Source organism: Blautia sp. AF32-4BH (assembly GCF_003460565.1).
GTDB lineage: Bacteria > Bacillota > Clostridia > Lachnospirales > Lachnospiraceae > Fusicatenibacter > Fusicatenibacter saccharivorans.
Window position 1 is genome coordinate 196,069 of record NZ_QTVL01000001.1, and the last position, 13,141, is coordinate 209,209.

Genomic DNA, 13,141 nt, shown 5'->3' on the forward strand with positions numbered 1-13,141 from the left:
AATATATCATATTAAAGCGGAGGTAAATTGAATTATGAAACTTTCAGAAGAGATGAAAAACAAGACCCTTCTGTCTTTTGAGCTGTTCCCACCAAAGACAGAGAAGGGACTGCAGAATCTGCCGGGTACCATCGACCACCTGATGAAATATAACCCGTCTTACATTTCCTGTACATACGGAGCAGGCGGCGGAAACGTCGGAGCAAACCGTGAAGTATGTCAGATGATCAAAAATGCCGGAACCACACCGGTTACTCATTTCACCGTTATCAAAAACACAAAAGAAGGAATTAAAGAACAGCTGGATCAGTATCTGGCTGACGGCGTAGACCACATGCTGGCACTGCGCGGTGATATTCCGCTTGGCGAGACCACAACCTGCGGTGACTTTGACTACGCTACGGATCTTGTAAAATTCGTACGTGATACCTACGGCGACAAATTTGAAATCGCTGTTGCAGGTTCACCGGAAGGCCACATCTCCTGCAGAAGTCTGGAGTCTGATATCGCAGTTCTGAAACAGAAACAGGACAACGGAGCTGACTACATCATGACACAGCTCTGCTGGGATATGGAGCAGTTCAAATACTGGCTCGATGCAATCCGTAAAGCAGGAATCACCATGCCGGTAGACGTTGGAGTTATGCCGATCCTGGATCAGGCAGCTACCATCAACATGGCACTTTCCAGAAACGGCTGTGTGATGGACAGAGAGCTTTCCAGAATGATCTCCAGACACTGGCTGTTCCCGAACCCATTTGCAGCAAAAGATGCAGAGGGCAAACCGTTCGACGTATTCTACGACAAGAAAGTTGCAGAGTTCAAAGAAGAGGGTATCGAATATACCGTAAAACAGATTGATGCATACCGTGCACTCGGTGTCAATGGAATTCATCTGTATGCACTGAATAAATGGAAAGACGTATCTGAAATCATCGACAGATCCGGCCTTTGCACACTGGTTTAATGAATTAATTACTTGAATTTGGGAGGCATCCGATTTTTATGGCACACGTAATAGCTGTCGCCGGAAAAGGCGGCGTTGGAAAAACAACATTATGCGGCTTGCTGATCCAGTATCTCTGCGAGTCAGGAAAAGGTCCTGTTCTTGCGGTTGATGCGGACGCAAACTCAAACCTGAATGAGGTACTCGGTGTAGAAGTAGAAGCTACCCTTGGAGATATCCGGGAGGAGATTGCCCGTGCAGAGATGGCATCCAAAAACCCGATTCCGGCAGGTATGAGCAAGGCAGATTATGCGGAATTTAAATTTGCAGGCGCTCTGACTGAGGAAGATGATTTTGACCTGCTTGTGATGGGAAGAACACAGGGAAAAGGCTGCTACTGCTTCGTCAATGGACTTCTGCAGAATCAGCTTGCAAAGCTGTATCCGAATTACCCCTTCATGGTTGTGGATAACGAGGCAGGCATGGAGCATATCAGCCGTGGTATACTTCCGGGAATGGATACAGCTATTTTGGTCAGTGACTGCTCAAGAAGAGGAGTACAGGCCGCTGCGAGAATCGCGGAGCTGATCAAAGAATGCGATATGAAGCCGAAGCAGGTAGGACTGATCGTAAACCGTGCGCCGAATGGCGTGTTAAATGAGGGAACCCGTGAGGAGATTGAAAAACAGGGATTAACTCTCCTTGGCGTTGTTCCGCACGATGATCAGGTTTATGAATATGACTGTGACGGAAAACCAACCGTACGTCTGCCGGAAGACTCTCCGGTACGCGCGGCATTAAAGAAAATCGTAGAAAACCTTGATTTATAAAAACAGAGAATCTGCCCTCCGCTTTGTACACGCTGCAGACGGAGGGATATTTCAAAAGTAAAATATCCCCCATGGGAGGATGTTTTTACCATAAAAATATTAAAATACAATCTTGAGGAGGACAAGATGAGCGAATTCAAATTAACAAGCGTAGAAGAATTCGAACAGGCCACGAATGAGCTCCTGGAAAATGGTGCAAAGGTTGGCGCTGACGCATGGCAGTTTCGTGTAAAAAACCAGACCCCGCACTGTAAATTCGGTGAGCAGGGAACCTGCTGCCGTATCTGTACGATGGGACCTTGCCGTATTACACCAAAGGCACCGAGAGGAATCTGCGGATGCGATGTACACGGTATTGTAGGACGTAACTTCCTGCGCTTTACAGCAGGCGGTTCCGCAACACATTCCGATCATGGCCGTGAGATCTGCCACACACTGCATGAGGCTGATCCAAACGGAAACTACAAAGTAAAAGATCCGGAGAAACTGATCCGTATCGCAAAAGAGTGGGGCGTAGAGACAGAAGGAAAAGATATTTACGATCTGGCACATGAGATGTCCGAGCTGGCTCTGATGGAGTATGGTAAACCGTTTGGAACACAGAGATTCCTGAAACGTGCTCCGCAGCACACACAGGAAATCTGGGAGAGAGAAGAAATCGCACCGCGTGCGATTGACCGTGAGGTTGCATGTTCTCTTCATATGACTCATATGGGATGTTCTTCCCTTCCGGAAGCACTCGTTCGCCAGTCCCTTCGTTCCGGACTTTCCGATGGATGGGGCGGCTCCATGATGGGTACCGAGTTCTCTGACGTACTGTTCGGAACTCCAAAGCCGATCGAAACCGAGGCAAACCTTGGTGTTATGAAAGAAGATGAAGTAAATATCATCGTTCATGGCCATGATCCGTCACTTTCCGAGATGATCTGCGAATACGCAGACGATCCGGAGATGATCGCATATGCAAAAGAAATGGGAGCAAAGGGAATCAACGTGGCAGGTGTCTGCTGTACTTCCAATGAAGTAGCAATGCGCCGCGGCGTGCCGATGGCAGGTAACTTCCTGCAGCAGGAAAACGTGGTACTGACCGGTGCCTGCGAGGCCATCGTTGTTGACGTACAGTGTATTTTCCCGGCCCTTGGACCTTTAAGCAAATGTTTCCATACTAAATTCGTTACCACCAGCCCGATTGCGCAGATGCCGGATGCAGAATACATTCGTTTCAACGCAAAAACAGCAGGTGAGAATGCAAAAGCCATCGTAAAAATGGCAATTGAAAACTTTAAAAACCGGAAACCGGAGCTGGTACATATCCCGCATATGAAGCAGAAAGCAACCGTTGGATACTCTTTTGAGTCCATCATCAAGACTCTGGATAAAGTAACCAATTCCCAGGTTGACCAGACCGGAACTCTGATGCCGCTGTGGCAGTGTGTGGCATCCGGCGTTATCCGCGGTGCAGTTGCCATGGTAGGATGCAACAACCCGAAAGTCCGTCCGGACACCGCTCACATCGAGCTGATGAAGAAGCTGATCGCGCACGACGTTATCATCGTTGCTTCCGGATGCTCTGCACAGGCAGCAGCAAGAGCAGGTCTGATGGACAAACGTGCTAAAGATCTCTGCGGTGCAGGTCTGAAACGTGTCTGCGAGCTGGCTGATATCCCGCCGGTACTCCACATGGGATCCTGCGTTGATATCTCCCGTATGATGGTTCTTGTAGCAGAACTTGCTAAAATCGGTAATGTCAATATTTCCCAGCTTCCGGTTGTCGGATGTGCTCCGGAGTGGATGTCTGAGAAAGCAGTTTCCATCGGAAACTATGTTGTAGCAACCGGTATCGATACTTACCTTGGCGTAGAGCCGTACGTATCCGGATCCACTGAGGTAACAGGACTCCTGACCAACGGTGTCCGCGACTGGGTTGAGGCAGCTTACACAGTAGAAAAAGACATCGACAAGCTGGGCGATGCAATGCTCGCACGAATCGAAGAGAAACGTGCCGCACTCGGCGTATAAAAAGGACAGGGCGGTCCCTGACGTAAAAAGAGACCGCCCTTTTTGAAGTGAAAAGGTGTAAAATGAAAATAGCAGTAACTGGAAAGGGCGGCGTAGGAAAAACAACCATCGCAGCCACCCTTGCAAGACTTTATGCAGAAGAAGGCCATCCGGTTCTGGCTGCAGATGTCGATCCGGATGCCAATCTGGGCCTTGCGCTTGGATTTCCGGAAGAAATCCTCGATTCGATCATTCCGATTACCAAAATGAGAAAACTGATCGAAGAGCGCACCGAGGCAAGTGCAGACAACCGGTTTTACAAGATAAATCCGAGAGTAAGTGATATCCCCGATAAATACAGCAAAGAGTACAATGGAGTCAAACTCCTGACGCTTGGCACCGTGGAGACGGCCGGAAGCGGCTGTGTCTGCCCGGAGCATGTGATGCTGCGGAGAATCATCAACAGCCTGGTCCTTCACAGAGGGGATGTTGTCATCCTCGACATGGAAGCAGGCCTTGAGCATCTGGGAAGAGGAACGACGGAGGGCATGGATATGTTCATCGTAGTCATCGAGCCGGGTGCAAGAAGTATTCAGACCTATAAGAATGTCAAACGTCTGGCCGAAGAGCTTGGCGTTCATCAGGTTCATGTCGTGGCAAACAAAGTACGCGACGAAAAAGATGAGGCATTCATACAGGACCGTATCCCCCCGGAGGATCTTCTGGGCATGGTCCACTACAACCCGGAAATTATGGAAGCGGACAGGGAAGGTTCGTCTCCATATGATTACAGCGCGGCTGCAGTAGAAGAGATACGGAAAATAAAAACAAAAATCGATAAGTCAAACATGCCTGGCATGGAAAAAGTGTGATAGGAGGAAAAACACATGACATTATTCGAGAGAGTATTTGGCGGAAATGATGCAGTATACGGTCTTACCGAAGCTGCCATTGATGCCGCAATCGCAGCAAACGGAGAGGAAAAAGCAGTCAGCTTCCCGGACACTGCTTACGCACTTCCGTGTTACTATGCTGTAACAGGAGTAAAGGTTACCAACTTAAAAGAGATGAAAGAGGCTCTTGGCGTGGTAAAATCTCTGATGACAAGAGAAAATCAGCTGAATGATGTATTTATGTCCGGTGTTGCAACTGCACTCTGCGCAGAGTTCATCGAGGCAATTAAATACATCGACGGTGCAAAACCATATGATGAGCCGTGCTACGGCCATTTAAGCGATGCCATCATCCGTGAGCTTGGTGTGCCGCTTGTAACAGGCGATATCCCGGGCGTAGCTGTTATCCTTGGAAGCGCTCCGACCGCACAGGAAGGCGTGGATCTGGTTAAGAGCTATCAGGCACAGGGTATTCTTGTAACACTGGTTGGCCGAATCATTGATCAGTGTCAGGAATTAGGATACAAGACCGGCGCAAACGTACGTGTCATCCCGCTTGGAAAAGACGTAACATCTGTAATCCACGTTGTATCCGTAGCAATCCGTGCAGCCCTGATCTTCGGTAACGTAACTGCAGGCGATGCAGGCGCACTGATGACCTACACCAAAGACCGTGTACCGGCATTCGTAAATGCTTTTGCTCCTCTGGATGATGTGATCGTTGCATGCGGCGCTGGTGCGATTGCACTTGGTTTCCCGGTTATCACAAACGATGACAAAGACGTTCCGGCTATTCCGAAGAGTCTCATTATCCAGAAGGACGTTTCCAAATTCAACGCAACTTCTCTGGAAGCCCGCGACATCAAGATTAAAATTACAAACATCGATATCCCGGTTGCATTCGCATCTGCATTTGAGGGCGAAATCATCCGCCGCGGTGATATGCAGGTTGAGTTTGACGGTTCCCGTGTAGACTGCTGCGAGCTGGTTCAGACAAAAGATGCTTCCGAAGTAGAAGATCACAAGATCGAGCTGATCGGACCGGACATCGACGAGTTCGAGGTAGGTTCCAAGCACAGCATTGCATACGTTGTTGAGGTTGCCGGAAAGAGCATGCAGCCGGATTTCGAGCCTGTATTTGAGCGTAAATTCCACAGCTACCTGAACTGCATCGAAGGTGTGATGCATACCGGACAGCGTGATATGATCCGTATCCGTGTCAGCAAAGAAGCTTTCAACGCAGGCTTCCGTGCAAAACACTTCGGAGAAGTTCTGTACGCACAGGTGAAGAACGAGTTCGAGGCTGTTGTTGACAAATGTCAGGTTAAGATCTACACCAATCCGGAAGACTGTACCAAGATCCGTCACGAAATTGCAATTCCGGTATTCGACAAACGTGATGAGCGTCTGTCTACCATGACAGATGAATCCGTACCGGTATACTACAGCTGTATCATGTGCCAGGCATTCTCCCCGAGCCATGTATGTGTTGTTACACCAGAGCGTCTCGGACTTTGCGGTGCTGTTTCATGGCTGGATGCAAAAGCTACCAACGAGCTGGATCCGAACGGACCTTGCCAGGTTATCACAAAAGAAAAAGTAATCGATGAGAGAATCGGTGAGTACGAGGATGTTAACGAGGCTGTTCGTAAACTTTCCCAGGGCGCTCTTGATGATGTATCTTTGTACTCCATCATGGAAAAACCAATGACATCCTGCGGATGCTTCGAGTGTATCTGTGGTATCGAGCCGTTCTCCAACGGTGTCTGCATCGCAAACCGTGAGTACGCAGGCATGACTCCTCTGGGAATGACCTTCTCCGAGCTGGCTTCCATGACAGGCGGCGGTGTTCAGACTCCTGGATTCATGGGACACGGCAAACACTTTATCGCTTCCAAGAAATTTATGAAAGCAGAAGGCGGCGTTGCCCGTATCGTATGGATGCCGAAAGAGCTGAAAGAGCAGGTTGCAGAGAAACTGAATGAAACAGCAAAAGAGCTGTACGGTATCGACAACTTTACCGATATGATCGGTGACGAGACCATCGCAGAAGATCCGGAGACACTGGTTGCATTCCTGACCGAGAAAGGTCATCCGGCACTTGGCATGGATCCAATGATGTAATTCGTATTTTACAGGCTTATCCTGTGAAAGAATAAGCAGACCGGCATGGCTTGGGAGGGGATTCCAAAGCGGAGGAGGAAGCCCTTTCCGGCACATGCCGGCAGCTGTAAAGTGATTTTCTGGAAAAAAACGGCTGACGAAGAGAAAACGGATACTTTTTGTCAGAAAATCTTGGAAAATATCCTGGTAAATCTTGCATTCTCCGGGAAAAAACGTTAAAATAATAACAGGTGTGTCCATGAAGCGGAATCATGGAGATATGCCTGTATGGAATTTATTTTTAAGGAGGCTTTTTTTATGCCGTTTAATCGCAAACCACAAAAGTTTAATGCAGCAATTAAATCCGTTGTAATCGGCAGCGGAGACAAAACCGTAACTCTTGGCGGAGAAAACGTATTACCATTCTATGCTTTCGACGGTGAAATCAAAAACGGACCGAAGGTCGGCGTTGAAATCACAGACCTTGGTATGGAAGGAGAACCGGAAAGCGTAAAAGCATACTATGAAGGTGCAGCTACCATGGGCGAGATTGCAAAAAAAGCAGCAGCTATGGAAGGTGCAGATTTCCTCTGCCTTCGTCTGGCAGGCGGAGACCCGAACGGTCTGAACAAATCGGTAGAAGAACTCATTGAGACAGTCAAAGAGGTTGCTGATGCCGTTGACGTGCCGCTTGTTGTAGAAGGATGTAAAAACGTTGAGAAGGATTCCGAACTGCTCACAAAAGTAGCAGAGGTCCTTCAGGGAAGAAACGTTCTTGTTATGTCCGCAAGAGAAGAAGATTACAAGGCAGTTGGTGCAGCCGCAGGTCTGGCATACAGCCAGAAAGTCGGCGCTGAGTCCGCTGTAGATATCAACCTTGCAAAACAGCTGAATGTTGTTATGACCCAGCTTGGTGTCAGCGCGGACAGCATTGTTATGAACGTAGGTTCTGCAGCAGTCGGATACGGATATGAGTACGTAGTATCTACACTGGACCGTATCAAAGCAGCAGCATTATCCCAGGACGATAAAATGCTGCAGATGCCAATTATTACTCCAATCGCTTCTGAGACATGGAATGTAAAAGAGGCAATGGCAACAGAAGAGGAATCTCCGGAATGGGGAAATCAGGAAGTACGAGGAATCTCTATGGAGATTCAGACAGCAGCCGCATCTCTGGCTTCTGGTTCTGATGCAGTTATCCTCAAACATCCACAGTCTGTTGCAACCATTTCCAAAATGATTCAGGAACTGATGTAATCAGTACGTAAGGAAGAGATTAGGAGGATAAAGAATTATGGCATTATCAGGTATTCAGATTTTTAAAATGACCCCAAAGAAAAACTGTAAAGAGTGCGGATGTCCGACCTGTATGGCATTCTCCATGAAGGTTGCACAGGGCGCTATGGATATTTCAGCGTGCCCATATATGTCTGACGACGCTATGGCACAGCTTTCCGAAGCTACCGCACCGCCAATGAAGACCATCAAAGTCGGAACCGGCGACAGTGAGTACACCCTTGGCGGAGAGACGGTTCTCTATCGTCATGAGAAAACATTTGTAAGCAAAACCCGTTATGCAGTATCTCTCTGCAGCTGCATGTCTGACGAAGAGATCGACGCAAAACTGGAAGAAGACAAAAAAGTTGATTACGACCGTATCGGTGAGCGTATGTGCGCAGAGATGCTGTATGTAAACTATGCCGGAAATGGCGTAGACAAATACGTATCTCTTGTAACGAAAGCAGCAGCAACCGGAAAAGTTCTGGTACTTGGCTGTGAGGACGCAGAAGCTGCAAAAGCTGCTCTGGAAGTATGCAAAGCAGGCAAACCGATCCTGAATGGTGCAAATGCATCCAATTATGAAGAGATGAGCAAACTTGCCACAGAGGCAGGCGTTGTTCTCGGCGTAAGTGGCGCAAACATTGATGAGCTTCACGACACCGTAGAAGCAATCGAGAAACTCGGCAACAAGAACCTTGTTCTTGATACCACAGAAGCGACCATCAAAGAGACCTTTGCTACTACCGTACAGGTAAGACGTGCATCCTTAAAGGATACAGACCGTACCTTTGGTTATCCGTCTATTGTAAATCTGGCAAAAATTGCACAGGGCGACAGATATATGCAGCAGGCACTGCTTTCCCTGTTCACCATGAAATACGGTTCCATTATTGTTCTTGAGGAAATGGGATACGCAGAGGCACTTCCGGTATTCGGACTTCGCCAGAACGTATTTACCGATCCGCAGAAACCGATGAAAGTAGAGCCGGGCATCTACCCGCTGAACGGCGCAGATGAAAATTCGATCTGCCTGACCACAGTAGACTTTGCTCTGACCTATTTCCTGGTATCCGGAGAGCTCGAGAGATCCGGAGTTCCGGTAAACCTTGTAATCAACGACGCCGGCGGACTTTCTGTACTGACATCCTGGGCAGCAGGTAAATTCTCCGGTAACTCTATCTCCAAATTCTTCAAAGAGAATGTAGAAGATAAAGTAAAATCCAGAAAAGTTATCATTCCTGGTAAAGTAGCCGTATTAAAGGGCGACATTGAGTCCAAACTTCCTGGATGGGAAGTAATCGTTGCTCCGCTTGAGGCAGTTCAGCTTGTGAAATTCATGAAAGATCTGCAGGCAAACGGAGAACTGTAATACATAAAAATTCCGGGAGGAACTCCAGACAAGCGGAGTTCCTTCCGTGAAAAAAATAATTATGGGGGATTCCCAAAAGAAAAGGAGAAGAGATATGGCAAAATTTGTAACCATCGGCGAAAGACTTTCCGTTACAGCTCCTACTGTAAACAAAGCATTCGCAGCAAGAGATGAAGAGCCAATTTTAAAGAGAGCAAAACAGCAGCTGGATGCTGGTGCCGTTTACCTTGATGTAAACATCGGACCGGCTGAGAATGATGGAGAAGACATCATGAAATGGGCTGTTGAGCTGCTGCAGAGCAATTTTGACAATGTTCCGCTGGCTCTGGATACATCCAACAAAAAAGCAATTGAGGCTGGTATCTCTGTATACAACCGTTCCAAAGGAAAACCGATCGTAAACTCTGCAGATGCTGCAGGAAGAATCGAGTACGTTGACCTTGCGGCTGCAAACGATGCAATCGTTATTGCACTTTGCAACGGCGAAGGAATTGCAAAAGACAACGACGAGCGTATGATGTACTGCCAGACCCTTCTGGAAAGAGGTATGGAGCATGGTATGGAGCCGACCGATCTGTGGTTTGACCCGCTGTTTCTGGTTGTAAAAGGAATGCAGGACAAACAGATGGAAGTTCTTGAGTGCATCAAGATGTTCAGTGATATGGGACTGAATTCTACCGGCGGACTTTCCAACAACTCCAACGGTATGCCGAAAAACATCCGTCCGATCATGGATTCCGCACTTGTAGCTATGGCTATGATGCAGGGTCTGACCAGCGCCATCGTTAACCCGAATGACCTGAGACTGATGGAGACCATTAAATCCTGTGACGTATTCAAAGGCAACACTCTGTACGCAGATTCTTATCTGGAGCTTTAATCTTTAAATCTCGCAGGTTTTCCCCTGATGGTGCCGTAGCGTTTGCGAAAACCTGAGGCACCATCAGGGGTTTTTCTATCTAAAAGCGGAAAAATAAAAAAACAGCGGAGAATATATACGACTGGGGGATTTACAGATTATGGCAAAAGTAACCTTTCGATTTGAAGAGGGAGAACCGGTAGTCACCTACGCAACCGAGGGTGAGCGCCTTCTTGAAGTAGCGCAGAAGAGCAATGTGCCGATCGATGCACCGTGTTCCGGAAACGCATCGTGCGGTAAATGCCGCGTTCGTCTTGTGAGCGGTGAGCTGGATTCCAAAATAACCCGCCATATTTCTGAGGAAGAATATCAGAATGGCTGGAGACTGGCGTGCGTCAGCACCGTCAAAGGCGATGTTGAAGTGGAAGTGCCGGACATTGCATCCGCTTACCGGAGCCGCATGAAAGTGGCAGACCTTAGTTCACCGAGTGAAATTGCAATTTTTGAAGATACGAAAAAGAAAATTACAGACGCCGGTCTGGAGCTGAAAAACAGCATGCAGGTGATTACAATCTCAATGGAAGAGCCTACTCTGGATGATACGATGCCGGATAACGAGAGAGTAACCTGGGCTGTACAGGCAGCGACGGGGCTTGACCGGGTACGGATTCCGTACTCTGTACTGAAAAAAATGCCGGATGTCCTTCGGGAATCCCATTTTCAGGCACAGTGTGTCGTCCGGGTTACGCCAAATGACGTCTTTTTATACGATATGCTTCCAATGGAAGCAAAAGCAGTTGTCGGCGGTCTCGTTGTCGACATTGGAACAACGACAGTTTCTGCACTGATCGTGGATATGCTGAGCGGAGAAATCCTGGCAAAAGCCTCTTCCGGAAACGGACAGATCCGGTATGGTGCGGATGTTATCAACCGTATCATTGAATCCCAGAAACCGGGAGGCCATGAAAGACTGCAGAATGCAATCATCAAAGAAACCTTAAACCCGATGATCTCCAACATGTGCCGTGCAGCGAAAATCAGCAGTCAGCAGATTTACCGTGCGGCGATTGCCGGAAACACTACCATGGAGCATCTGATGATGGGCATCAATGCAGATCCGCTTCGGATGGAGCCGTATATTCCGGCCTTCTTTAAGACAAACTCACTGTTTGCATCGGATGTCAATCTTGCGATTCATCCGGACGCCCATATCATTCTGGCACCGAACATCGGAAGCTATGTGGGCGGAGATATTACTGCCGGCGCGTTGGTCAGCATGATCTGGAACCGGCCGGAGATGAGTCTTTTTATTGACCTTGGTACCAATGGCGAGCTTGCATTTGGAAACTCTGACTTTATGGTAAGCTGTGCCTGCTCGGCCGGACCGGCCTTTGAGGGCGGCGATATCAGCTGTGGCATGCGTGCGACCGACGGTGCGATTGAAAAATGTACGATTGATCCGGAGACGATGGAACCTTCGTACCATGTTATCGGAGATGAGGGTACGAAACCGATCGGCCTTTGCGGTTCCGGTATCATCGATGTGATTGCGGCGCTGTTCCGCGCGAAGATGGTCAATCCGAAGGGTAAATTTATCCGTGAGGGAAAACGGATCCGCCACGACAAATATGGCATGGGAAGCTATGTCATTGCGTTCGAGGAGGAGGCTGGAAGTGTCCGCGATGTTGAGATTACCGAGGTCGATATCGACAACTTTATCCGCGCCAAGGGCGCGATTTTCTCAGCGATCCGTACGATGCTGAACTATCTGGATATGGATGTTTCCATGATCGAGGAGGTTTACGTAGCGGGCGGTATCGGAAGCGGCATCAACATGAAAAATGCCGTTACCATCGGTATGTTCCCGGATATTCCGCTGGAAAAATTCCATTACATTGGTAACTCTTCCCTGACCGGTGCGTATTCAATGCTTTTATCGACAGCAGCAGAGAAGAAAACGTATGAGGTTGCCCGGAACATGACATATCTGGAACTCTCTACGGTACCAACCTATATGGATGAATTTGTAGCGGCGTGCTTCCTGCCGCACACAGACACGACGATGTTCCCGTCTGTGGAAGCATAAAACGGAAGCAGAACTTTCTGTTACGATTCAAGGTGAAACACATGTGGTTTTGCTTTGAATTGTGGCGAACCTTTTTGAGAGGAATTGGATTTACATGGCAGTAGACTTAAATTACGAAAAAGACAGCAAAGAGCGTATTCCGTATGAGCATTATCTGGAAGTGTATCAGAATGCAGATCCAAGAGAGATTTCCAGCCGGTGCGACGTTCCGTATGATGCGGAAAAACAGGAGTTTACCGTTTCCCTGATGGGTGTTTCCTACCGGATTTCGTGGCCGGAGTACAACGTATTTCATATTGGAGATGATGGAAGCGTTTCGCCGATAATTGGCTGGTATCCACTCGAGAAAAAACCGAATGCAAAAATTTTGGTATTGCGTTATCTGACAGAGGGCGGAGCTGCTCCGTCTACCGGAAAATTTTTGACGTACCGGGAGATTCCGTGGGGAGAAGTTTATTTTAAACAGTTCCAGGGAAGATGCCTGTTCCGTCTTGCGTTTGGCTTTGGCGGAAAGCTGGATGCATTCCGTGAGATCATGGAACGTGTCGGCGCTCAGGCGATTTCATCCGGTGATGTCGGATATGAGCTGGAGTTTATGAAAGGGCTTTTTGTACGACTGATTTTATGGGCAGGAGATGATGAGTTTCCGCCGTCCGCGCAGATCCTCTTTTCGGACAATTTCCCGGCTGCATTTACGCAGGGAGAGGATATGGCGGTTGTGGGAGATGTCACAATTGATATGCTGAAGGCTCTGGCTGCAAAATAGTTATGGT

The 13,141-nt window shown here is 48.2% G+C and carries 10 protein-coding genes; all 10 read left to right on the forward strand.

Annotated features, from left to right (window positions below; all coding sequences use genetic code 11):
* The first annotated feature begins 34 nt into the window (after positions 1–34).
* The 10 genes from DWZ44_RS00965 to DWZ44_RS01010 all read left to right on the forward strand — a co-directional run bounded on the left by DWZ44_RS00965 (position 35) and on the right by DWZ44_RS01010 (position 13,134).
* A complete protein-coding gene (locus tag DWZ44_RS00965; protein WP_022462431.1) occupies positions 35–967 on the forward strand; it encodes a methylenetetrahydrofolate reductase in 933 nt (310 codons plus the stop codon).
* 38 nt (positions 968–1,005) lie between these two features.
* The gene (locus tag DWZ44_RS00970; protein WP_022462430.1) at positions 1,006–1,776 is read left to right on the forward strand and encodes an ATP-binding protein; all 771 of its coding nucleotides are present in this window, start codon (positions 1,006–1,008) and stop codon (positions 1,774–1,776) included.
* Between the two features lie 126 nt (positions 1,777–1,902).
* On the forward strand, positions 1,903–3,795 hold the full coding sequence (gene cooS, locus DWZ44_RS00975) for an anaerobic carbon-monoxide dehydrogenase catalytic subunit (protein WP_117509048.1): 1,893 nt from the start codon (positions 1,903–1,905) through the stop codon (positions 3,793–3,795).
* A gap of 62 nt (positions 3,796–3,857) precedes the next feature.
* Complete coding sequence (locus tag DWZ44_RS00980; protein ID WP_117509047.1) at positions 3,858–4,646, forward strand: ATP-binding protein; 789 nt, start codon at positions 3,858–3,860, stop codon at positions 4,644–4,646.
* 15 nt (positions 4,647–4,661) lie between these two features.
* Positions 4,662–6,791: an acetyl-CoA decarbonylase/synthase complex subunit alpha/beta gene (gene acsB / locus DWZ44_RS00985; protein ID WP_117804043.1), complete on the forward strand. Its 2,130-nt coding sequence runs from the start codon at positions 4,662–4,664 to the stop codon at positions 6,789–6,791.
* A 297-nt stretch (positions 6,792–7,088) separates the two neighbouring features.
* Positions 7,089–8,030, forward strand: coding sequence for an acetyl-CoA decarbonylase/synthase complex subunit delta (acsD, locus tag DWZ44_RS00990; protein WP_117509163.1), 942 nt, complete (start codon positions 7,089–7,091; stop codon positions 8,028–8,030).
* A 37-nt stretch (positions 8,031–8,067) separates the two neighbouring features.
* Entirely contained in the window at positions 8,068–9,423 is a 1,356-nt protein-coding gene (acsC, locus tag DWZ44_RS00995; RefSeq protein ID WP_117509045.1) for an acetyl-CoA decarbonylase/synthase complex subunit gamma, read from the forward strand.
* A gap of 94 nt (positions 9,424–9,517) precedes the next feature.
* The gene (gene acsE / locus DWZ44_RS01000) at positions 9,518–10,303 is read left to right on the forward strand and encodes a carbon monoxide dehydrogenase/acetyl-CoA synthase methytransferase subunit (RefSeq protein ID WP_022462424.1); all 786 of its coding nucleotides are present in this window, start codon (positions 9,518–9,520) and stop codon (positions 10,301–10,303) included.
* Between the two features lie 139 nt (positions 10,304–10,442).
* Complete coding sequence (gene acsV, locus DWZ44_RS01005) at positions 10,443–12,368, forward strand: corrinoid activation/regeneration protein AcsV (RefSeq protein WP_117509044.1); 1,926 nt, start codon at positions 10,443–10,445, stop codon at positions 12,366–12,368.
* A gap of 94 nt (positions 12,369–12,462) precedes the next feature.
* Complete coding sequence (locus DWZ44_RS01010; protein ID WP_117509043.1) at positions 12,463–13,134, forward strand: DUF3786 domain-containing protein; 672 nt, start codon at positions 12,463–12,465, stop codon at positions 13,132–13,134.
* Positions 13,135–13,141 lie beyond the last annotated feature (7 nt).